Origin of the sequence: Burkholderia sp. B21-005 (assembly GCF_020843965.1) — a bacterium.
Lineage (GTDB): Bacteria > Pseudomonadota > Gammaproteobacteria > Burkholderiales > Burkholderiaceae > Burkholderia > Burkholderia ambifaria.
Window position 1 is genome coordinate 2518200 of record NZ_CP086302.1, and the last position, 22325, is coordinate 2540524.

Sequence of the window (22325 nt, forward strand, 5' to 3'; positions counted from 1 at the left end):
CATTCCGCGATCGACCCGCGCGCCCATCGGAATCGGGTGACGAGATGATCGCGGCGCCGCGCGAAGCGGCGCGCAATCGACGGCATGGCCGTGCGTGCGGTTCGATCAGGTCGCGTGCCGCGAACGGCATGCGTATTGCCATCACGCGAACACGACGGCCTGGAGATACACATGTACATGTCGACCCCTAGTTGTCGATCTGCGCCGGCATGACGGAGGCTGGCGCATCCGCGGCGGCCGAAGCCGCCATCCTCGCGTGATCCTGCTCGGCGAGCTTCGCCTGCGCGGCCTGAATGTCCGCGGGATATTCGCCGTCGTCGCCCTTCGACGGGTCGTAACCCGCCGCTTCCAGACGCATCAGCTCTTCGCGAACCTGTGCACGCGTGAGTGGCGCATTCGATTGCGCGAATGCGGACTGACCGGAAAGTGCGCCGATCATCATCAGTAGTGCGATACAAGTTTTCATCATGAACTCCTTCAATGTTTCGTGCCGATCAAGCGTGGTGAAAGTCGAACCCGGCGCAGCGGGCCTTCAGGTCAGCTGCCGAAATACGGCGTGCAGAAGCTCTCGGGCCCCACGCACGCGGCCGGACGCGGACGGGACGGCAGGGCCGCCGGCCTTCCCGCATCGGAAGCCGCCGCCGGATCGCTACCGACCGCGGTCTCGGCCCGATGTTGCGGCATCTGTTCGGCCTGCTGCTGGAACAGCGGGCTCACCGCCGGATACGACGTGTCGGTCACGAATCGCAACCCGTTGTTTTCGGCGTCGATCAGCTCCTGCCTGACCTGCGCGCGCGTCAGTTCCTCGGCCGACGCGGGCGTCGCGACACTCGCGACGGAAATCGCCGCCACCGTGGCGGCCACCAGCCAATGCGTGTTCATGCTCCACTCCTTCGGAAGTCAACGAGACGACGTGCTACATCCCGTATGACGACGCCCGGTGCGCGTTTATTCCCGGAATCCCGAACCGCTAGCGCCGGACGTTCACCGAACTGTCATTCTTTCGTCAGCCGGCGTAACCTGACGTAATGCAGCCCCACCGCAACGTGGGGCAGACTGTCGACACCTTGTGGATCGGTCCTCGATCATGTCCGTTGCTTACGACTATGCAGCCGGCCTGCTTCGCACGCTGTACGACCGCCATATCGATAGTGGCGCGGTGCTCGACACGGCCGCGTTCCCCGATGCCGAGCGATTCATCCGCGCGTGGCCGGCCATCCGCGCGGAAGCGCTCGACGTCGCGCGCGACCTGCCGCGCATCCCGCGCTTTCACGAGATCATGCGCGAGCAGCACGACATCTCGGCCAACGATGCACGCGACTGGCGGATGTTCATCATGCAGGCTTACGGCCAGCCATTCCCGCGCAACCTGTCGCGCTGCCCGACCGTCGAATCGATCCTCGCGGCGTCGCCGGACGTGCTGTCCGCGTCGCTGTCGTTCCTCGCGCCGGCCAAGCACATCCCGCCGCACCGCGGGCCGTTCCGCGGCATCCTGCGCGGCTATCTGGTGCTGTCGATGCCGAAGCGCGCGGACGGCACGCCGGCCGCCGTGCTGAAGGTCGACGGCCATGAATACCGGCTCGACGAAGGCCGCTTCCTGCTGTGGGACGACACGTTCGTGCATGAAGTGTGGAACGACAGCGACGAAGTCCGGATCGTGCTGCTGCTCGATATCCGCCGGCGCGGCATGCCGCGCTTGCTGACGTGGCTGTCGAATGCGGTGATCGGCATCGTGCGGCTCGGGATCCGGATACGCGGGCAGTCGATTCCGGTTTAGCAAGACACCCGGCGCACGCCCGTTGCGATCAATCCTCGCGCGCAAGACGCGTCAGGACCTCCGTGAGCGCCTGAATCGCGGGTTGCGCGGCGCGTTGCACCGGGTAGACAAGGTAGTAGCCCAGACCGTTGCGCACCACCTCCGAAAACGGTGCGACCAGCGTTCCGGCCGCCAGCCGATCCGCCGCCATGCGCGGATCGCCGATCGCGACGCCGTGCGCCTGGGCCGCGGCCGTCAGTGTCAGTTCGAGCGTATCGAATACCAGCCCGCTGCCCGGGTCGATCTGCGTGGCGCCCACGGCGTCGAGCCAGCATCGCCATTCGTCGCGATTGCGCGCGGGATGCAGCAGCGTCGCCTGCGCGAGATCGGCGACCGACTGCAACGACGCGCCGACCTCGCGCGTACACATCGGCGTCAGGTATTCGTCGAATAGCGGGACCGCCACCATGCCCGCCCAGCTGCCGGTGCCGCGCACGACGATCGCATCGAAATCGGCGTCGGTGAAATCCGGTGTGTCGTCCGCCGACGTGTGAATGCGCAATTCGGTCCGCGGCAACGCGTGATTGAGCGCCGACAACCGCGGCAGCAGCCAGCGAATCGCAAACGTGGAAGGCAGCCGCAACGTCAGGGTCGACGCGGCATGCGCATGGGCGTGAGCGTGTCGCGCCAGTTGCGCGAGGACGTCGACGGCCACCACCAGCAACGCGCCGCCTTCCGTGGTCAACGTCAATCCCGACGGATGACGGACGAACAACGCACATCGGTAGTGCGCTTCCAGTTGCTGCACCTGCCGGCTCACCGCGCCCTGGGTCCGGCACAGATGCTCGGCGGCCCGGTTGAAGCTGCCCAGTTCGGCGGCGGCGACAAACGCCTGGAACGCCGTCAGCGGCGGCAGCGCGCGCGTCAGATCCGCCAGCGGGTATGCGCGGGCGGCATGCCCGGGTTGCGGATTTTTCGTTTGTTCGGTCATCGCGGCATCGCTATCGTGGTTGCACCGGATCGCGACGGCTGTCGCGGAAGGCTCGTCAACAATCAGCGGAGAAATATCATGGTTTCGTCGTCCGACGCACTTTACACGCGACAGGTCGATACCTACCTGAAGACACTCGAGCGCGGCGACGTCGCCGCGATCTGTGCATTGTTCACGCCGGACGCGCGAATATTCTCGCCGTTTCTCGGCTGGATGGCGCCGCAGCCCTTCTTCGAAAAAGTCGCGGCGGCATCTGGTCAAAGCCGGATCACGCCGATCGACATCTGCGTCAGCGCGACGGGCGCGCGTCGGGCCACCGGCTATTTCACCTACGACTGGGGACTGAAAGACGGCTCCGCGGTGCAATTCGAGTGCGTCGACGTATTCGAATTCGACGACGATGCGCGCATCGAGCGCATGATCATCGTCTACGACACGCATCCGATCCGAAGCACGGTCGGCGACAAGTACGCGTAACCGGGCAAGCGCGCGCACCGACCATGGCGCGGCGCAGCAACGGCGACATCGCCGCCGGCCGCACCGCGAGGTCACTGCCGGCCCGATCGATCGCCTAAACTACAGACCGTCCCCCCTGCGCGGCTCCTGCCAGCCCCTGCCATGGCCCACCTCTTCTTCGCGGCGTCGATCCAGCGGCATATCGACACGCCCGAGCGCGACATCGACGCACGGACGCTCGGCGAAGCGCTTGAAACCGTCTTCGGCGAACAGCCGCGGCTGCGCGGCTACATCGTCGACGACCAGGGTGCGCTGAGAAAGCATCTGTCGGTATTCATCGACGGCCAGCCGGTGCGCGACCGGCAACACCTGTCCGACGCGCTCGGCGACGCGAGCCGCGTCTATGTCGTGCAGGCGTTGTCCGGCGGGTAAAGGGACGCATCGTCATCCAAGCAAGCGCCCGATCGCGCCCACAGGAGACATCCGACATGAACGATCGACTGCTCGTCGCGACCCGCAAGGGCCTGTTCGTGCTGCAAGCCGACGGCAACGGCGGCTGGTCGCTCGGCGAGCCGCACTTCATCGGCGAGCCGGTCAGCATGGCGCTGGCCGATCCGCGCGGCGGCACGCTGTATGCGGCGCTCAACCTCGGCCATTTCGGCGTCAAGCTGCATCGCCGCCGCGCCGGTGCGGCCGAATGGGAAGAATGCGCGGTTCCCGTGTATCCGCCGCAGCCCGCCGACGCGCCGCGCGCCAACGTCGGCGCACAAACCGGCGCCGGCGATGCGGACGACGAAACGCCCGCCCCGCCCCGGCCGCCGTGGACGCTTCAGCAGATCTGGTCGCTCGAAGCCGGCGGCGCCGACGAGCCGGGCGTACTGTGGGCCGGCACGATACCGGGCGGACTGTTCCGCTCCGGCGACGGCGGCGATTCGTGGGTGCTCAACCGCGCACTGTGGGACTGCCCGGAGCGCCCCGAATGGTTCGGCGGCGGCTATGACGCGCCGGGTATCCATTCGGTGATGGTCGATCCGCGCGACAGCCGGCACGTGACGATCGGCATCTCGTGCGGCGGCGTGTGGCAGACCTTCGACGGCGGCGCGAGCTGGCGCGTCAGCGCCGACGGCATGGAAGCCGATTACATGCCGCCCGAGCGGCGCGGCGAGCCCAACGTGCAGGACCCGCATCGCGTCGTCCAGTGCGCGGCCAGTCCCGATGTGCTGTGGACCCAGCATCATTGCGCGATCTTCCGCTCGACCGACGGCGCCGCGCACTGGCAGCGCATCGAAGCGCAGCCGTCGAGCTTCGGCTTCGCGGTCGCCGTGCATCCGGCGGATCCTGACACCGCGTGGTTCGTCCCGGCCGTGAAGGATGCGTGCCGGATTCCGGTGAACGGCCGGTTCGTCGTCACGCGCACGCGCGACGGCGGCCGCAGTTTCGAGAGCTTGTCGAACGGGTTGCCGCCTGCACCGGCCTACGACCTCGTGTATCGGCACGGGCTCGCGGTGGACGATTCCGGCACGCGCCTCGCGATGGCGTCGACGACGGGCGGGTTATGGACCTCCGGTGACGGCGGCGAGAACTGGCGGCAGATATCCGCGCATTTGCCGCCGGTGTATTGCGTGCGCTTCGGATAGCGACGCGGCTGAACCGGCCGAGCCGCGGAATCGCTCATCTCGCGGCCGGCATCGAGACGACACTGCCTCGATGCCGGTGCGGGAGGTCGATGCCCTGCCGCTCAATGCACGCCGAGATACGCCTTGACCGCGGGCAGGCCCGGCTTGCCGTCGAGCGTCGTCACGCCGGCCAGCCACTTCTCGAGCGATTGCGGGTTCGCCTTCAGCCACGCGGCGGCGGCCTTGTTCGGGTCTTCCTTGTTCATGATCGGCACCATCACGTGGTTCTCGATCGCCGTCGTGAACTGCAGGTTCGACACGAACTTCGCGACGTTCGGGCAGCGCTGCGCGTAGTCGGGCGGCGTGGCCGTCAGCACCTTCGCTTCGCCGTAGTTCGGGCCGAACACGTCGTCGCCGCCGGTCAGATAATCGATCTTCATCTGCACGTTCATCGGATGCGGTTCCCAGCCGAGAAACACGATCCACTGTTTGTCGCGGGCCGCGCGGTTCACCTCGATCAGCATCCCGGCCTCGCTCGACTCGACCAGCTTGAACTTGCCGAGGCCGAACTGATTGGTGTCGATCATCTTCTTGATGAGCGCATTGCCGTCGTTGCCCGGCTCGATCCCGTAGATCTTGCCGTTGAGCTTGTCCGCGTACTTCTGGATGTCGGCGAACGACTTCAGGCCGCCCTGGTACACGTAGTCAGGCACCGCGAGCGTGTATTTCGCACCGGTCAGGTTCGGCGTGGCGAGCACCTTGATCGTGCCGGCCTTCGTGAACGGCTGGATGATCGGATCCATCGTCGGCGACCAGTAGCCGAGGAACACGTCGATCTGCTTGCTCTTGATGCCGGCGAACGTGATCGGCACCGACGCGATCGTCTTGGTCGGCGCGTAGCCGAGCCCCTGCAGCATCGTCGACGCGAGGCCGGTGGTGGCCGCGATGTCGGACCAGCCGACGTCCGCGAAGCGCACGTTCTTGCACACGGGCGGGTCGGCCGCATAAACGGCCGACATCGGCGCGGCGATCCCGATCCCGCATACCGTTGCGATCAATAGGCGCTTCATCTGTCTTCTCCTCAAGGTGACGTCGTTTTTCATGGTTGCGGGATCGATTGTTGAAGCCGCGCGCCGCGATCCCGGCGGCGTCGCGGACCGAACGGTTCGCGCGGGCCGTGTCAGCGCCCCGGCAGCCGCCGTTCGTAGCTCGGCGCATGACCGAATTGCGCGCGATACGCCTTGCTGAAGTGACACGGCGAATGGAATCCGCACGTCGTCGTCACGCGCGCGATCGACGCGTCGGTCGTGCGCAGCAGGTCGCGCGCGCGTTTGAGCCGCAGCGTCAGGTAATAGTGGGTCGGCGATACGTTCAGGTACACCTTGAACATCCGCTGCAGGTGCCGCTGCGACAGCCGCACGAGCCGCGCGAGTTCCTCGAGCGACAGCGGCTCCTCGATGTTCGCCTCCATCAGGCGCACGACCTCGATCAGCTCCGCGCGCGAGAAGCCGACGCGCGCGTCGACCGGAATCGGCTGCGTGTCGGTCGAGCTGCGAATGCGCTCGAGGATGAACTGCTCGGACACCTGCGCGGCGAGCTGCTGGCCGAAGCGCATGCCGACGAGGTTCAGCATCAGGTCGAGCGGCGCGGTGCCGCCGGTACAGGTGAGCCGGTCGCGATCGACGACGAACAGCTCGTCGGCGAACCCCACCTGCGGAAACTCCGCATGCAGCGCGGACAGGTTCTCCCAGTGCACGGTGCAGCGATAGCCGTCGAGCAGCCCGCCGGACATCAATGCATACGCGCCGGTGCAGATGCCGCCCAGCGGCAGCCCGCGTTCGGCGAGCGCCGCGAGCGTGTCGCGCGCGCCGTCGTCGACCACGTCGCGGATACGAATCCCGCCACACACGATCATCACATCGGGCAGGTTCGTGTAGTCGAGCGCCTGGGTCGGCCGCACCGCGATGCCGTTGCTGGCATGCACGGGGGCGCCGTCGAGCGAATAGATCGACCACTGGTAATGGTCGGCGCGCCCGACGTAGTTCGCCATCCGAAGCACTTCAACCGCGCTCGAGAACGCGATCATCGAAAAATTCGGCAGCGTAAGGAAGCCGAAATGGGCGAGGGACGAAACCGGTGAAACGCGAGCGGCGGGCACGGCGGCAGCGGCGGACGTCACATCGGGCTCCTGGCGAACGGTTGAGCAGGTTGCAGGACGCCAGTCCCGCGGCGCACGCCGCGGAAACCGGTATCGGATCGGAGAAGGCGGCCGGAGGACGAACCGGCCGCCGGTGGCTCAGGCTTGAGCGGGCGCGCCCTTCGCGCGGAACACCTGCTTCAGGCCCGAGAACAGCGGTGCTTTCACGGTGCCCGGCGCGCGGCCGAAGCTTTCGGTGATGCGGTCGAGAATGATCGCGAGCAGCACGACCGACAGACCGCTTTCGAAACCGAGGCCGATGTCGAGGCGCTGGATACTCGCGAGCACGTCGTTGCCGAGGCCGCCCGCGCCGACCATCGATGCGATGATCACCATCGACAGCGCCATCATGATCGTCTGGTTCACGCCCTGCATGATCGACGGCAGCGCATTCGGGAACTGCACCTTGTACAGCAGCTGCCACGGCGTACAGCCGAATGCCTGGCCGGCTTCGACGATCTCGCGGTTCACGTGACGGATGCCGAGGCTCGTCAGGCGCACGGCCGGCGGCATCGCGAAGATCACCGTCGACAGGATCCCCGGCACGCGGCCCAGACCGAACAGCATCGCGGCCGGAATCAGGTAGACGAATGCGGGCATCGTCTGCATCAGGTCGAGGATCGGACGCACGATCGCGGCGACCAGCTTGCTCTTCGCGGCCCAGATGCCGAGCGGAATGCCGAGCACGAGGCTGATGATCGTCGACGACAGCGTGAGACCGAGCGTGATGACCGTCTGGTCCCAGAAGCCCGTCGCGAAGATCAGCAGCAGCGATAAGGTGGTGAACAGCGCGAAGCGCCAGCCCACGCGCCACAGTCCAACGCCGATGAAGATCGCCATCATCAGCCACATCGGGATCGCCTGCAGTCCGTGCTCGACGAACGCGGCGAGGCCCTCGATCGCGCGGCCGATCGCATCGAACGTTGCCGCGTCATGGTCGAGCAGGTAGTGAACGGACCGGTCGACCCAGGTACCGAGCGGAATCATTTCAGACATGGGAACCTCGCGAACGCGTGATGGCTTTCAGGATGAGTGCGCGGTCGACCGAACCGCAGTAGCAGCCGTCGTCGTCGACGACGGGCAGTGCATTCGGGCTGGCGACCACGCGCGCGACGACATGATCGAGCGTCGCGTCGCGCCGGATGCTTTCGATCGGCCGCACGGACGGCGTGGCCTGACCCAGCGCATCGCGCGTGACGAAGCCGCGAATCTTGCGTGCGGCGTCGAGCACGAACGCGTATTCGGCACTGCCATTCAGCGTCGCCGCGACGTTCGCGGCATCGAACTTCGACATGGTCGGCACGGCGCCCGTCTGCATCAGGTCGCCGGCAGTGAGGTAGCGGCTGGTGTCGATGCCGTCGAAGAATGCGCGCACGTAGTCGTCGGCCGGGTTCGCGATGATGTCCTGCGGCGTGCCGACCTGCACGAGCCGGCCGCCTTCCATGATCGCGATGCGGTTGCCGATGCGCAGTGCCTCCTCCAGATCGTGCGACACGAACATGATCGTGCGGCGCTGTTCCTTCTGCAGTTGCAGCAGCACGTCCTGCATTTCGCGGCGCTTGAGCGGATCGAGCGCGGAGAACGCCTCGTCCATGATCATCAGCGACGGGTTCACGGCGAGCGCGCGGGCCAGGCCGACGCGCTGCTGCATCCCGCCCGACAGCTCGGACGGCAGCTTGTGCGCGAACGGTGCGAGACCGACCTGCTCGAGCACTTCCATTGCCCGGCGTTCGCGCTCCTTCTTGCCGACGCCCCCGACCTCGAGGCCGAACGCGGCATTCGACACCACGGAGCGATGCGGCATCAGCGCGAACGACTGGAACACCATGCTCATGTCCTTGCGGCGCAGCGCGGTCAGCGCCGAGCGGCGTGCCGACGCAACGTCGAGCCCGTCGATCAACACCTTGCCGGCGCTTGGATCGACCAGCCGGTTCACGAGGCGGATCAGGGTGGATTTGCCGGAGCCGGACAGGCCCATCAGCACGAATATTTCGCCTTCCTGCACGTCGAACGATACGTTGTGCACGCCGACGACCTGACCGGTACGCTTGAGCACATCGTCTTTCGTCGCACCGGCGGCGAGCATGTCGAGCGCCTGCTGCGGGTTACTTCCAAATACCTTGCACAGACCTTCGACCACGACCTTGGGGGCATCCATTGAAACCTTCTCCTCGTGTAGCGGGGACTCACGCGTCGCATAGCGTGCCTACATAGTTGCCAGAAAAAACCCCGACCTGCCGACGAATTACGACAAACGCTTGCGCAAATACGACACGGCCTCCAGCCCCGCCTGGCGGGCCGCGGCGGGCGGCGGCACCCGTTTGCGGCAACGCAATACGCGCACAGCCAGCAACGGCGGGCATCACACGCCGGACTTGTGCGCAGCAGCGCGGCGCGCATCGCATGGCTTTTTGCGCCAATTCGCCTCCGGTGCGCGTCGCTTTACGACAATTTCACGTCCGTTCCGGCGCCGCTCTGCTCAGACAAAAGAAAACACCGCATTCACCCGTAAAAAGCATGACCGTGCAAAAGGCCGCGCGGCGACACCGAACGGCGCACGCCGCGATACCGCGCCAACCCGAAAAATCCGCGACGACCGCTGTGATACATTGCCCGCAAACACGCTGATCGCGACGTTGCCGCGGGCCTTTCACTCGATGGTACGCCGATGGCGCGCGCATGCCGGTTCGCCTGCCGGGCGTGCCGAAACCGCCTCGATCCGGTGCATTCCGGATCGAAGGACGATAACGATAGAGAGAGGGAGCAAGGCGTTGAACTGGGCATTCGCCGTAATCGGTTTCGTCGTGGGCGGCATCGCCGCCTTGATCGGGGATTTCTCAGCCGCGAACGGCGCGCTGCTCGGGGCCGCCGTCGGGTTCTGCATCGGGCACGCGCTGCGGCAACAGAAGCTCGGGAACAAGCCCGACGCGTTCGCGATGCCCGCGACGCCGCCCCCCACGCCCTTGCTCGCCGATCGCGTCGCGCGCCTCGAAGCGACGGTCGAGACGCTGACGCGCGAAGTCGCGTCGCTGCGCGGCCAGCTCGCCGGCGCGAAAGCCGGTGCGGGCTCGGCCGGTAGCGCGACGCAAACGCCTTCGTCCAGCGCGGCCAGTGCCGCACCGCTGCCTACGGCCTCGGCAACGCCACCGGCACTGACACCGGCACTGACACCGACACCGACACCGCCCGCGCAACCCGCGGCCGCCCGGGCTGCCACGCCGGCATCCACCTCGGTGCCGGTTCCTGCCGCGGTGCCCGCACCGGCAACCGCAGCGCCCGCCGCCGGCAATCCCACGTCAAACGCTCCCGCAACGCCCGCAACTCCCGCTCGCCCCGCCCCGCCCGCGCCCAGCGAACCCGGCATTGCCGAGCGCGCATTCCGCGCCGCGCGCGACTGGCTGCTCGGCGGCAACACGGTCGTGCGCGTCGGGATCATCGTGCTGTTCTTCGGCGTCGCGTTCCTGCTCAAGTACGCGGCCGACAACAGCATGCTGCCGATCGAATTCCGCCTCGCGGGCACGGCGCTCGCCGCGGCCGCGCTGCTCGCGATCGGCTGGCGCGTGCGTGCGCGCCGCGCCGCGTACGGCCTCGTGCTGCAGGGGGGCGGCATCGGCATCCTGTACCTGACCATCTTCGCCGCGACGAAGCTCTACGCACTGCTGCCCGTCGGCGCCGCGTTCCCGCTGATGGTCGCGGTGTGCGCGCTGAGCGCGTTCCTCGCGGTGCGGCAGAACGCGCTGCCGCTCGCGTTCATGGGCAGCGCGGGCGGCTTTCTCGCGCCGGTGCTGCTGTCGACCGGCCAGGGCAACCATGTCGCGCTGTTCAGCTACTACGCACTGCTGAACGCGGGCATCTTCGCGATCGCGTGGTTCAAGGCCTGGCGTCCGCTGAACCTGCTCGGCTTCGTGTTCACGTTCACGATCGGCTCGGCGTGGGGCGTGACGGCCTACCGCCCCGCGCTGTTCGCGAGCACCGAGCCGTTCCTCATCCTGTTCTTCCTGATGTATGTCGGCATCGCGCTGCTGTATGCGGTGAAACGCGAACTGGCGTTGCGGCACTACGTGGACGGCACGCTCGTGTTCGGCACGCCGATCGTCGCGACCGCGCTGCAGGCCGCGCTCGTGAAGGACATGCCGTTCGGGCTCGCGTGGAGCGCCGTCGCGCTGTCGGCGTTCTACGTCGCGCTCGCCGCCTGGCTCGCGCGGCGCCGCGACCGCCTCGCGCTGCTGTTCGAAGCCACGCTCGCGCTCGCGGTGATCTTCGCGACGCTCGCGGTGCCGCTCGCGTTCTCCGGCCCGACGACCAGTGCCGCGTGGGCGATCGAGGGCGCGGCCGTCGTCTGGCTCGGCGTGCGCGAGAAACGCCTGCTGCGGTTCGGCTTCGGGCTGCTGATGCAGGTGGCCGCGGCCGGCGCATTCTTCACGAGCCTGTTCGGGCCGGCCGACACCACCGCGCTGCCCGTGCTCAACGGCCCGACCATCGCGATGCTGTTGATCGCGCTCGCCGGGCTGTTCACCGGCTGGTGGCTGCACGGACGCGACGAAGCGCGCGCGTGGCACGCGTGGATGCCCGAGATCGGCGCCGCGGCCGCGGCGTGGGGGCTGCTGTGGTGGGTCAGCGGCGGGTTGCACGAAATCCTCGTCTATGCGAGCCGTCACGTCGATCTGCATGCGGACCGCTTCGTCGTCGACGCGACCGCGCTGTTCGCGGCCGGCACCGCATGGCTCGCGCACGTCGCGCGCCGCCGGCTTGCCTGGCCGCTTGCCGAATGGCCCGCGCTCGCGCTGACGCCGGTGCTGGCGCTGCTCGCGCTGCGCGCGTTCGACGCGCACGAAGCGCCGCTGTCGGGCATGGGCGCGTTTGCGTGGCCCGTCGCCATCGGCGCATGCCTCGCGCTGCTGTGGCGCCAGTCGCGCGGCGCGGCAGGCGCCGAAGCCGCGAAGGGCGCGGCGCCCGGCAACGGGCAAGCCATCGCGGCAGGCATCATCGCGCCGCTGCATACGCTGACGTTCTGGACTGTGTGCGGACTGCTGTCGCTCGAAGGCTTCTGGCGCCTGCGCGCGTTCGTGCCCGAAGGCGCATGGAGCTGGAGCGCGTGGGCCTACGGCTTCGGCGCGCTGCTCCTGCTGGTGTCGGGCCCCGGCTCGCGCCTGCGCTGGCCCGTCGCGGCGTTCCCGCGCGCCTACCAGGTGTGGGGCGCGGCGCCGCTCGCCGCGCTGCTGTGGCTGTGGAGCATCGCCAGCGTGACGAGCGACGGCAACGCAGCGCCGCTCTTCTGGCTGCCGCTGCTCAATCCGCTCGACATCGCGCAGTGCCTGGTCTTCGTCGCGTTCGTCGCATGGCTGCGCCGCCTGAAGGCACTCGGCATCGAATGGCACCCGCGCGTCGTCGACTATGCGGCGATCGCGACCATGTTCCTGTGGTTCAACGCGCTGATGCTGCGCACGCTGCATCACCGCTTCCACCAGGCCTACGACATCGACACCGTGCTGTCGTCGTTCGGCATCCAGCAGGTGTTCATGGTCGGCTGGAGCCTGTTCGCGTTCGCCGGAATGTGGCTGACGCGCCGCGACGGCATCGCCCGCGTGTGCGCGCTCGCGTCGCTGCCGCTGATCGTCGTGATGTGGGTGTGGACCTTCTACGCGAACTTCACGCAGGACGGCGGAAGCTGGGCGCGCATCCCGCTGCTCAATCCGCTCGATCTCGTGCTCGCGGTGGTCTATGCGCTCGCCGCGTCGTGGTTCGTGCGCACGCGCAAGCTCGGCTGGTCGTTCGGCAACTATCGCGTCGAACTGCTGAGCGCGGCGGGCGCAACCGCATTCCTGTGGCTGAACGCGATCCTGCTGCGCTCCTTGCATCACTGGGCCGGCGTCCCGTACGAATTCGGCGCAATGGCCGAATCGACGCTCGTGCAGGCTTCGGTGTCCGTGTACTGGACGCTCTGCGCGCTCGCGATCACGATCTGGGCCACGCGCCGCGGGCTGCGTCCGCTGTGGTTCGTCGGCGCCGCGCTGCTCGCGCTCACGGTCGTCAAGCTGTTCCTGTTCGACCTGTCGCACGTGACCGGCATCGAGCGCATCGTGTCGTTCATCGGCATCGGCGTGCTGCTGCTGTTGATCGGCTATTTCTCGCCGCTGCCGCCGAAGGCCGCGGCCCAACCGGACGACGCACGATGAAGCGACTCGCAGCCCTGCTCGGACTGAGCCTGCTCGCGTCGTTCGCGGCGGCCGACGGCACGCCGGGCGCCGGACGCGTTGCGCAACGCTTCTCGCTCGACCTCGACGGCAGCGCCGCGTATTACCAGCTCACCGTGCCGCAGCCCGTGTATGCGGCGAGCCGGCGCGACGATCTCGGCGACGTGCGCATCTTCAACGGCGCCGGCGAGCCGGTGCCGTATTCGCTCGACGCGCCCGCCGCGCCCGCTGTACCGCCGTCGCGCACGCCGGTGCACTGGTTCCCGCTGCCGCCTGCGCGCGCCGACAACGGCAACGCATCGCTCGGCGTGACGGTCGGCCCGGACGGGGCGCTACGCGCAGCCGTCGCCGCGCCGTCGCGTGCGAAGCGCGGCGCGGATCTCGTCGACCTGTCGCATGCGAACGGCGACATCGACGCGTTGCTCGTGCACGTGGGCGACGACAGCTACCAGGGGCGTGTCGCCGTCGACGAGAGCGACGACCTGCGCAACTGGCGGCCGCTCGGCAGCACGCAGTTGCTGAAGGTCGGCCACGGTGACGACATGCTGGTGCAGGAACGCATCGCGCTCGAAGGCGCGGCCCCGCGCTACCTGCGGCTGGACTGGCTCGACGGCGCACCCGCGATCGCGTCGATCGAGATCGAAACGCAACCGCACGATGCGCGCACGGCGGATACCGCGGCCGTGCCGCGCCAATGGCGTGACGCCGTGCACGTGCGGGGCGGCAGTGCGCCCGGCGAGTATCTGTTCGACACTGACGGCGCGTATCCGGTCGACCGCGTGCGCATCGACCTGCCGCAGCCGAATACGGTTGCGCGCGCAACACTGCAGAGTCGCCCGGACGCGCAGGCGCCGTGGCGCGACGTCGCTGGCGCCGTGCTGTTCCGGCTGCAGGGCAAAGGCGCCGAACAGCGCAACCCGCCGCTGGCGTTCGCGCCGAATCCGGATCGCGCGTGGCGGATCGTCGTCGACATGCGCAACGGCGGGCTCGGCGGCGGCCAGCCGGCCGTCGCGATCGGCTGGCATCCCGCCGCGCTGACTTTCGTCGCGCGCGGCGCGCCACCGTTCACGCTTGGCGTCGGCGACGCGGCGCTCGTGTCGTCGGCCGTGAGCCGCGACGCGCTGCTGGTCGGCATGGCGCCCGAAGTGCGGCCCGCGCGCGTCGGCGCGGCGTTGCCGGTCTCGGCGGTCGCGCCGGCGGCGGCGGCCGATACGGACGCGATGCGCCGCTACGTGCTGTGGAGCGCGCTGGTCGTTGCGGTCGGCGTGCTCGGCACGATCGCGTGGCGCCTCGCGAAAGGCGGCGGCGACGCGTAGTGTCCTTCTTGATGCACCGTTTACCGCGCGTGCCTGATTTTTTCGACAATCGCAACGCGCGATCGCGTACGATCGTCGCGCGAATTCGTCGACCGGGTCCCTCTCGGTATCGGCATGCGCGCCACGCAATCAGGCACGCCGTTACCGGGCCACGATGCGACCATGCTGACGCGGCCGCCACGGCGACGAGCGGCAGCTCGCAGCGCCGGCCGCACGTCGTGCCGCCCATCCGGTGACACGGCGCACGTGCGGGTCGCGCCGGGCCGCCGCGGCCACGCGCGACGGCAACGCATACGCGAGACGCCGCACGGCCGCCACGCGCGCAGCCAGCCGCGACGCCGGCGACACGCGGCGCGCGACGTGCGCGAAATGCACGACAGGCCGCTTGCAGAGGATCGCGCTGTCGTAGTGCTTGCCGGCGAAGCGCATCGTGTCGACGACCTCGAAACCCTGCGCGCCGTAGAACGCCAGCAGGTGCGAAGCGGGATGCGGCGTATCGAGCGCGAGCAGCGTATAGCCGCGCAACGCGGCCCATTGCTCGGCGAACGACAGCAGCAACGCGCCGATCCCGCGGCTCTGGCAGTCGGGATCGACGGCCACCTGCCGCACACTCGCGACGCCTTCGCACCGGTACAGCGAACAGGCCGACGACGGATCGGTCGCATACAACGTGGCCGTGCCGATCACACGTCCGCCGCACACGGCGACGTAGCACTCGCCTGCTTGCGCGCGGCGGCGTGTGACGTCTTCGTCCTGGTCGACGCACGTGCAGTTGAGCCCCATCGCGCCGAGCCGCGCGAATGCGCGATGCAGCATCGGCGTGAGTTGCGCATAGCTGTCTACTGCCGGATCGAAACGCCGGACGATCACCCGATCGGCGCACACGGAAGGCAGCGCGGTAGAGGACCGTTCGGCGATCGCGTTCCAGGGTATCGACATTGCAATACTCCGTGGTTGGGATGCCCGAAGTCTATGAGCGCGCCGGCCGCCGTCGCAAGAAAAAATGTCGTAAAAGTTTGGGGAAATGCGCGCGGGCGAGACGGTTGCGACGATGCGTGCCGCGGCTTTCGCGTGCGTCGTCGAGTACGCATGAAAGAGCGCCGATCGTTGTTCGTGCAAGCAATGTCGCGTGCGTCGTTGACACGTGCGACGACTCCATCCAGACTCGCTGCTCCCCCACCGTACCGAGCGCGCTCATGGTCACCTGCTTCCTTCGCTACGTCATCGATCCGTACAAGCTCGACCAGTTCGAAACCTACGGCAAGATGTGGATTCCGCTCGTCGAGCAATTCGGCGGCACGCATCACGGCTACTTCCTGCCATCCGAAGGCGCCAACAACATCGCGCTCGCGATGTTCTCGTTCCCGAGCCTCGCCGAGTACGAGCGCTACCGCGAACGCTCGAAGGACGATCCCGCCTGCCAGGCCGCGTTCCGCTACGCGGAGGAAACACGCTGCATCGTCAGCTACGAGCGCAGCTTCTTCCGGCCGGTGTTCGAGTAATCGCCGTGCATCGCGCCCCGTTTCCGGCGGCGGACGAAAAAAAGCCCCGCCAGCATCCGCGCGGCGGGGCCAACCCATGTCAGTAGAGACATCATGGAGGAGACGGGCCCATCTTATCGAGGGCCGCACGCCGTCCCAACCAAGCATTTCTGCTATCCATCTGCGTCGCCGCGCGCACGCTCGCCCTGTGTGTACGGCATATCGATAGAACGAAAAGTCGTTTTCAGAGTGGCGGCGGGGTCGTTACCATCTGGTTTTAAGCCTGTGCTTAGCCGGGCAAGCCATCCCAAGGAGCGCCCCTTGACTGCATTCGATCAACACCGCCGCCCGTTCGTGGTCGGCATCGGCGGCACCACCCGGGCCGCGTCGTCGACCGAGCGCGCGCTGTCGTTCGCGCTGCGCGGCGCGCAAGCCGCCGGCGCACGCACGCGCCTGTTCGACGGCCCGTTCCTGCATACGCTGCCGCACTACGCCCCCGAACACAAGACGCTGACCGACGCGCAGCGAGAGCTGATCGACACCGTGCGCGAAGCCGATGCGATCGTCATCGCGACGCCCGGCTATCACGGCGGCGTGTCCGGCCTCGTCAAGAACGCGCTCGACACGCTCGAGGAACTGCGCGCCGACGAGCGCCCGTATCTCGACGGCCGCGCGGTCGGCCTGATCGTCACCGCCTACGGCTGGCAGGCCGCCGGCACCGTGCTGACGTCGCTGCGTTCGATCGTCCACGCGCTGCGCGGCTGGCCGACCCCGTTCGGCGCCACCGTGAACACGCTCGAAACGCGCTTCGACAGCGCCGACAGCTGCTCGGATCCGAAGGTCGTCGCACAACTCGAGACCGTCGGCTCGCAAGCAGCGGAATTCGCGCTCGCGTTCGCGTCGCATCGCGCGGCCTCGCATGCCGCATCGGTCGACGTGCTCGCCCCCGTGCTGAAGATCGCCAACCACTGACCGCAGTCTTCCCGCCGCCCGCGCCCGGCCGACGACGTTCGCCGCGCGCGGGCGGCGCGTGTCCGAAGCGCCGGCACGCACCGCGCCGACGCCCCTGCTTCATGCCGGCTCCCCGTCCCGATAACGATCAGGCCTGCCATGTGATTTGCATTGGCCGAAAGATTGGTTCACGCGGGCGGCGGGTTTTCGTACGCTGAAAGCCCGAATCCTCCATGCGTACGCCATGAACCGCACGATCCGCTACAAGGGCTACGAAGTCGCCCCCGCCGCCGCCCGGCTGCCGAACGGGCTGTTCGCCGCCAACCTGACGATCGAGAAGGCAAGCGGCGGCCCGTCGCCGCGCGCCGTGTCGTTCGACGCGATCGATTTCTTCTTCGAAGAGGAACACGCGCTCGCGTATGCGTCCCGCTGGGGACGCCTCTGGGTCGACACGCAGGCCTGAGCACAGCGCTCGACATATCGTTTGTCAATTAAGTTGAGCGGCATACATGAATAAAATCAATAGCTTGCAAATCATTCCGCCATGATTTCTCGCTTCATTTTTCCATACAAGTTGAGCAAAAGCCGCTGAATTGACAAGAAATACGAGCACTCGCTAATAGGCTTGGTTCTTCCCAAGATGTGGCGGTCTATCGATCGATTTTCGTCAAGATTGGCCGAGCACTATAGCGGCAGTGGCCTCCCACGCCACCTCCGCTCACCACTCTACTCGGCGGGACTAGCATTGACCGGAGCCATCATCAAATGCGTCAGGGCTTCCGCCACTTGTCCGGCTTCCCGGCACTCGTAATGGGTTCATCTCATGATCCAGGTATGTGTTTTGGGAGGTCTCCAGTTCCCCCCTGGGACCGACCTAAAGGCCGCCCGGTACAGCTCTCCGAAACGCCCCCGCGAGAACACACGGAGCCTCCCCCTATTCGATCACATAGGTTCGCCTTGTTGACTCCGTGACCATTTCGCCACGTCACCGGAAATCTAGGGGGGGTCTTGTGCGTATGCGCCGCGGGCTTACTGAACGTCAGGGCACGCCACTCCGTACCGCGCAGGGGCCCCCTGCGAAACGTGCAGTGCCTCGGCGGCGCACGTGAAATTGCGGTGTTCCGGGACGGCCACGAAGTAACGGACATCACACAACAGCACGGCGAATTTCCTCGTCCGCGATAACAATTGGTATTTCCTATGGTTATCATCATAAACCCGTCTTGGACGCTATGACGGAACAGGTCCATTCTCCATTCAACGCATCGCACTGACCGACGCGGCGACGAACGCCAGACTGAATGGAGCTGACCATGCAAGAGATCATCGACGGTTTTCTGAAGTTTCAACGGGACATCATGCCCGCACGCAGGGAGTTGTTCCGCAAGCTGGCCACCAGCCAGACGCCGCGCACCCTGTTCATTTCCTGTTCCGATAGCCGCATGGTTCCCGAACTGGTCACGCAGCGCGAACCGGGCGATCTGTTTGTGATCCGCAACGCCGGCAACATCGTGCCTTCGTTCGGTCCCGAGCCGGGCGGTGTGTCGGCTACCGTCGAATATGCAGTGGCCGCGCTCGGCGTGACGGATGTGGTGATCTGCGGCCACTCGGACTGCGGCGCGATGACGGCCGTCGCAACGTGCAAGTGCCTCGACCATATGCCCGCCGTCGCGAACTGGCTGCGCTACGCCGACTCGGCGAAGCTCGTCAACGAGGCGCGTGAACATGCAGGCGAGCGCGAGCGCGTCGACTCGATGGTGCGCGAGAACGTCATCGCACAGCTCGACAATCTCAAGACCCATCCCTCCGTTGCACTGGGACTTGCGCAAGGCCGCCTCAATTTGCACGGATGGGTCTACGACATCGAATCCGGCTCGATCGACGCGCTCGACGCCGCGACTCGCCAGTTCGTGCCGCTCGCCGCGCATCCCGATGTCACCGCGACGCCCGCCGAGTGCGTGGCTGCGCTCTGATTCCCGGCTCGTCACACCGACTGCCGATCTCACTAGGTTGATTTACTCAAGGAGCAACATCATGACCCAATCGCAAGTCACACCGAACGCACGCGAAGCTCTGACGGAAAAGATCGTCGACGCGAAGGTGCGCAAGAACCTCACGTTCGAAGCCATCAACGAAGGCACTGGCCTGAGCCTCGCATACACGACAGCCGCGCTGCTCGGTCAGCATGCGCTGCCGGAGAATGCGGCGAAGCTCGTCGCCGAACGCCTCGGGCTCGACGACGACGCCGTGCGCCTGCTGCAAACCATTCCCGTGCGGGGCAGCATTCCGGGTGGCGTGCCGACCGATCCGACCGTCTACCGCTTCTACGAAATGGTGCAGGTGTACGGCTCGACGTTGAAGGCGCTGGTTCACGAGAAATTCGGCGACGGCATCATCAGCGCGATCAACTTCAAACTCGATATCCAGAAGGTTCCGGACCCGGAAGGTGGCGAGCGTGCCGTCATCACGCTCAACGGCAAGTATCTGCCGACCAAGCCGTTCTGAACCCATGATGCAAAGACGAAAATTCTTACTGAGCACCGGTGCCGCGCTTGCTTCGGGCGGCCTTGCGCTCTCGGGTTGCACGATGACGGGGCCGCGCTCCACGTCGAGCACCAACAATGCGCTGTCCCCCACAAGGAGATCCGAAATGACTTCACCCGCAGCAGTTCGCCCGCCGCTTCCGCCGTTCACGCTGGAAACTGCCATCGAGAAAGTCCGTCTCGCGGAAGACGGCTGGAATTCGCGCGACGCCGCCAAGGTCGCGCTCGCCTATTCGCTCGACACGAAATGGCGCAATCGCGCCGAGTTCGCGAACAATCGAGCGGAAGCGCAGGCGTTCCTCGAGCGCAAATGGAAGAAGGAGCACGAGTATCGTCTGATCAAGGAACTGTGGGCATTCGGCGGCAATCGCATTGCCGTGCGCTACGCCTACGAATGGCACGACGACTCGGGCAACTGGTTCCGCTCCTACGGCAACGAGAACTGGGAGTTCGGCGAGGATGGCCTCATGCAGCGCCGCTATGCGTGCATCAACGACATGCCGATCAAGGAATCCGAGCGCAAGTATCACTGGCCCTTGGGCCGTCGGCCAGATGATCATCCGGGACTGAGCGAATTGGGGCTTTGAAGCCCGGATCGTTACAGCCGCGATGAGTGGTTCGCGCCCAACAATCCGGTTGCGAAGAACGACGGATTGTTGAGCGTGTATTGACGTTCACTGGTACTGCTAGTTTTGTCGGGTGGTGCGCAAATCTCGTCCGGTGATTCGGCTAGCAGAAACTTCGAACCGCAACACCATTACCGTTAGCACTGCTTAATCTATATCGAAACAAGGAAAGGGAAACATCATGAACAAGAGCATCCGCCACATTTCTTACGTCCTGTCGGCACTCATGCTGGCTGCTTCCACCACGACCGCGTTTGCTGCCTCTTCCGCAGAAGCGGCTTCACCGGGTTACCACTCCGCTGCACCGTTGATCCAGCGGAACGCGGCGCCGGAAGCCCAGCGCGCACTGACCCGCCGCGACGTGGTCAACGAGCTGATCCAGGCCGAGCAGGACGGTACGCTGCAACGCCTGAACGATACGGTTTTCCACGGCTCGTGACGCCAGACCAAGCGGCTACGACGAAGCGAGTCGTACGCCGCCTCACAAAGAGGGAGTCACCTCGATGTGTTTATGTCCGGCGGATCGTCAGTTGCAGCATCCAATGCGGCAAGGATCACACCGAATTCGATCGTGAACGCTGCCTCGATCGCAGCCCACATCGGCATTGCCGATACCGCCGAATCTACGGCCAGCAAACACTCGGCTGACGGTTTGACTAAGCGCCCAGCAGTGGAAGGTGTCGCGGTCGGCGCGCATGCTAACGCAACTGCGCCAAGGCCGGTCGCCACCCAAATGTCGGATCGTTGCCGAGGCGGCGACGAGTCAGCAAAAGCGGGCTTCCTGTCGATGATCTCGGCAAAACGCGCTGTTGCGGGCCAATCCGCTCGCGCTGCATCAGCTTCGAAGCAAGTCACTCAACTACGCAACGCCGTCGATGTCGGTGGTGGTCACGTCGGCTTTCCAAACCGCTCAGTCAGCAGTTGTAAGAACGCCCTGCTTGCCGCAGTGCGATACGCACCCTTGCGCTCCAAGATGGCAGCCGTACGCGTTGGCAGAGGGGGATCGATCGGCACGGGATGTAGGCCCTCTTGCACGCGTGCGATGTGATCAGGGAGAACCGTCGCCAGCTGCCCGCGACGCACGATCTCGACGATTGCACCGATCGTATCCACTTCGATTGCGACAAGCGGTCGAATAGCGTGACGCGCAAAATGCTCATCGATGAACCGGCGCGTCGCGAATGTGTCGTTCAGCAAGACCAGCGGCTCCTTGCCAAAGTCAGGCCCCGCGAGTGCCTTGCGGCGTGCGGCACGCGGGTGGTTGCGGCCTACCACCAGGCTCAGCGTTTCCGCGAAGAGGGGTTGGCTTTCGATGTCGACCGAAAAGGCCGGATGGAATGCGACACCGATATCAAGCCTGTCGTCCGCAAGCTGCGCCTCCATCTGATCCTGTGTGAGTTCGCGGATATCGATCCTGATGCCAGGATGCAGCTGGTGAAAGCCATCTACGACCGGCCCGACCAAGGAAGCCGTATAGGTCGGCGTTACTGCGAAACGCAGGCTGCCCCGGCTCAGTTCCGCCACGTCGTGTATCGCCCTCACACCTGCATCAAGGTCCTGTAGCGCGAGCTTGGCGTAACGCATCCACGCCTCTCCCGCGTCGGTCAGTTGAACGGTTCTGCCTGAACGGTCGAACAGCTGTGTTCCCAGGGTGTCCTCGAGCTGCCGGATCTGCTGCGACAAGGTGGGCTGCGATACATGAAGCGCCTCGGCAGCGCGCGTGAAGTTCTTCTGTTCTGCTACTGCAAGGAAGTAACGGATATGACGTAGCAGCACGGGAATTCCCTCACCTATTGGCTATCCCTATCGAATCTATCGCAAACCAGTCTTGGACGCTATTGGAATTCGCATCCATCCTTCATCCATCGAATCAACGCACGCATCCAAGCCGATCGTGAGGGAGGTCGTCGATGGGTTGCGGATACGCTGAACCGGGCCGTTAGTACGCTCGCGCTGAGGGAAATTATTTTGGTTCGTAGACTTTCCTAATGATCTTCGTTCGAGCGATCATCGTGTCCGCCTTTTCTGCTTGCCATCGACCTCCCGCTCTGTGTCGTGCGGTCGCGCGCACTTTCGACCGTTCGTTTGCTCGGCGGCGAAACGCCGGGCGATGTGTTGCCCGAGTCTTACAACAGTGTTGGTCAAAACCACAGTCGTATGCCTGCCCGTTATCGTAGGTGGGTGACCGTGTCCGGCGT

The 22325-nt window shown here is 66.1% G+C and carries 21 protein-coding genes and 3 pseudogenes; 14 read left to right on the top strand and 10 right to left on the bottom strand.

Translation table 11 applies throughout. From position 1 onward, the window contains the following. Positions 1 to 187: 187 nt before the first annotated feature. Complete coding sequence (locus tag LMA02_RS27840; protein WP_228908353.1) at positions 188 to 466, bottom strand: DUF4148 domain-containing protein; 279 nt, start codon at positions 464 to 466, stop codon at positions 188 to 190. Positions 467 to 537: 71 nt separating this feature from the next. Continuing rightward, positions 538 to 882 (bottom strand): DUF4148 domain-containing protein, encoded by a 345-nt coding sequence (locus tag LMA02_RS27845; RefSeq protein ID WP_228908354.1) that lies wholly within the window; start codon positions 880 to 882, stop codon positions 538 to 540. A gap of 205 nt (positions 883 to 1087) precedes the next feature. On the opposite strand from LMA02_RS27845, the gene LMA02_RS27850 reads away from it, so the two are divergent. Then, a complete protein-coding gene (locus LMA02_RS27850; RefSeq protein ID WP_228908355.1) occupies positions 1088 to 1777 on the top strand; it encodes an aspartyl/asparaginyl beta-hydroxylase domain-containing protein in 690 nt (229 codons plus the stop codon). A 28-nt stretch (positions 1778 to 1805) separates the two neighbouring features. Here LMA02_RS27850 and LMA02_RS27855 read toward each other — a convergent pair whose 3' ends face one another. Then, entirely contained in the window at positions 1806 to 2747 is a 942-nt protein-coding gene (locus LMA02_RS27855) for a LysR substrate-binding domain-containing protein (RefSeq protein ID WP_228908356.1), read from the bottom strand. 78 nt (positions 2748 to 2825) lie between these two features. Between LMA02_RS27855 and LMA02_RS27860 the strand changes: the two genes are divergently transcribed. The 3 genes from LMA02_RS27860 to LMA02_RS27870 all read left to right on the top strand — a co-directional run bounded on the left by LMA02_RS27860 (position 2826) and on the right by LMA02_RS27870 (position 4840). Further along, the gene (locus LMA02_RS27860) at positions 2826 to 3224 is read left to right on the top strand and encodes a nuclear transport factor 2 family protein (protein WP_011659528.1); all 399 of its coding nucleotides are present in this window, start codon (positions 2826 to 2828) and stop codon (positions 3222 to 3224) included. 141 nt (positions 3225 to 3365) lie between these two features. Continuing rightward, entirely contained in the window at positions 3366 to 3635 is a 270-nt protein-coding gene (locus LMA02_RS27865; protein ID WP_006749905.1) for a MoaD/ThiS family protein, read from the top strand. A gap of 56 nt (positions 3636 to 3691) precedes the next feature. Then, entirely contained in the window at positions 3692 to 4840 is a 1149-nt protein-coding gene (locus LMA02_RS27870; RefSeq protein ID WP_228908357.1) for a WD40/YVTN/BNR-like repeat-containing protein, read from the top strand. A gap of 101 nt (positions 4841 to 4941) precedes the next feature. On the opposite strand, the gene LMA02_RS27875 is transcribed toward LMA02_RS27870, so the two are convergent. The 4 genes and pseudogenes from LMA02_RS27875 to LMA02_RS27890 form a co-directional block, all read right to left on the bottom strand. Beyond that, positions 4942 to 5889, bottom strand: a complete 948-nt coding sequence (locus tag LMA02_RS27875; RefSeq protein WP_006757406.1) for a choline ABC transporter substrate-binding protein — start codon at positions 5887 to 5889, stop codon at positions 4942 to 4944. A gap of 110 nt (positions 5890 to 5999) precedes the next feature. After that, a complete protein-coding gene (locus tag LMA02_RS27880; protein WP_228908358.1) occupies positions 6000 to 6998 on the bottom strand; it encodes a GlxA family transcriptional regulator in 999 nt (332 codons plus the stop codon). 117 nt (positions 6999 to 7115) lie between these two features. Further along, complete coding sequence (gene choW / locus LMA02_RS27885) at positions 7116 to 8012, bottom strand: choline ABC transporter permease subunit (RefSeq protein ID WP_006749909.1); 897 nt, start codon at positions 8010 to 8012, stop codon at positions 7116 to 7118. Next, positions 8005 to 9458 (bottom strand): annotated as a pseudogene (locus tag LMA02_RS27890) (quaternary amine ABC transporter ATP-binding protein); the annotation flags it as partial. The pseudogene LMA02_RS27890 and the gene choW, both read right to left, overlap by 8 nt. 329 nt (positions 9459 to 9787) lie before the next feature. On the opposite strand from LMA02_RS27890, the gene LMA02_RS27895 reads away from it, so the two are divergent. Further along, positions 9788 to 13192, top strand: a complete 3405-nt coding sequence (locus LMA02_RS27895) for a DUF2339 domain-containing protein (RefSeq protein ID WP_228908359.1) — start codon at positions 9788 to 9790, stop codon at positions 13190 to 13192. Beyond that, positions 13189 to 14526, top strand: a complete 1338-nt coding sequence (locus LMA02_RS27900; protein WP_228908360.1) for a DUF3999 domain-containing protein — start codon at positions 13189 to 13191, stop codon at positions 14524 to 14526. The genes LMA02_RS27895 and LMA02_RS27900 overlap by 4 nt, the downstream gene beginning before the upstream one ends. 141 nt (positions 14527 to 14667) lie before the next feature. Here LMA02_RS27900 and LMA02_RS27905 read toward each other — a convergent pair whose 3' ends face one another. Continuing rightward, positions 14668 to 15465, bottom strand: a complete 798-nt coding sequence (locus LMA02_RS27905; RefSeq protein ID WP_228908361.1) for a GNAT family N-acetyltransferase — start codon at positions 15463 to 15465, stop codon at positions 14668 to 14670. Between the two features lie 257 nt (positions 15466 to 15722). Between LMA02_RS27905 and LMA02_RS27910 the strand changes: the two genes are divergently transcribed. The 3 genes from LMA02_RS27910 (at position 15723) to LMA02_RS27920 (ending at position 17421) form a co-directional block, all read left to right on the top strand. Beyond that, positions 15723 to 16028 carry an NIPSNAP family protein gene (locus tag LMA02_RS27910; RefSeq protein ID WP_228908362.1) on the top strand — a complete coding sequence of 102 codons (306 nt, stop codon included), beginning with the start codon at positions 15723 to 15725 and terminating at the stop codon, positions 16026 to 16028. 300 nt (positions 16029 to 16328) lie between these two features. Then, the gene (locus LMA02_RS27915) at positions 16329 to 16979 is read left to right on the top strand and encodes an NADPH-dependent FMN reductase (protein WP_006749915.1); all 651 of its coding nucleotides are present in this window, start codon (positions 16329 to 16331) and stop codon (positions 16977 to 16979) included. A gap of 223 nt (positions 16980 to 17202) precedes the next feature. Continuing rightward, positions 17203 to 17421, top strand: coding sequence for a hypothetical protein (locus LMA02_RS27920; protein ID WP_006749916.1), 219 nt, complete (start codon positions 17203 to 17205; stop codon positions 17419 to 17421). Between the two features lie 611 nt (positions 17422 to 18032). On the opposite strand, the pseudogene LMA02_RS27925 reads toward LMA02_RS27920, so the two are convergent. Then, positions 18033 to 18119 (bottom strand): annotated as a pseudogene (locus LMA02_RS27925) (LysR family transcriptional regulator); the annotation flags it as partial. Between the two features lie 152 nt (positions 18120 to 18271). Here LMA02_RS27925 and LMA02_RS27930 point away from each other — a divergent pair. From LMA02_RS27930 to LMA02_RS35630, 5 genes and pseudogenes are all read left to right on the top strand, one after another. After that, the gene (locus LMA02_RS27930; RefSeq protein WP_012372075.1) at positions 18272 to 18931 is read left to right on the top strand and encodes a carbonic anhydrase; all 660 of its coding nucleotides are present in this window, start codon (positions 18272 to 18274) and stop codon (positions 18929 to 18931) included. A 61-nt stretch (positions 18932 to 18992) separates the two neighbouring features. Beyond that, complete coding sequence (gene cynS / locus LMA02_RS27935; protein ID WP_085042838.1) at positions 18993 to 19463, top strand: cyanase; 471 nt, start codon at positions 18993 to 18995, stop codon at positions 19461 to 19463. Positions 19464 to 19608: 145 nt separating this feature from the next. Further along, positions 19609 to 20088: a DUF1348 family protein gene (locus LMA02_RS27940; RefSeq protein ID WP_028362915.1), complete on the top strand. Its 480-nt coding sequence runs from the start codon at positions 19609 to 19611 to the stop codon at positions 20086 to 20088. A gap of 220 nt (positions 20089 to 20308) precedes the next feature. Beyond that, entirely contained in the window at positions 20309 to 20566 is a 258-nt protein-coding gene (locus LMA02_RS27945) for a DUF4148 domain-containing protein (protein ID WP_228908363.1), read from the top strand. Positions 20567 to 20638: 72 nt separating this feature from the next. Next, positions 20639 to 20929 (top strand): annotated as a pseudogene (locus LMA02_RS35630) (SDR family oxidoreductase); the annotation flags it as partial. Positions 20930 to 21015: 86 nt separating this feature from the next. Here LMA02_RS35630 and cynR read toward each other — a convergent pair. After that, positions 21016 to 21903: a transcriptional regulator CynR gene (gene cynR, locus LMA02_RS27950; protein WP_228908364.1), complete on the bottom strand. Its 888-nt coding sequence runs from the start codon at positions 21901 to 21903 to the stop codon at positions 21016 to 21018. Between the last annotated feature and the right edge of the window lie 422 nt (positions 21904 to 22325).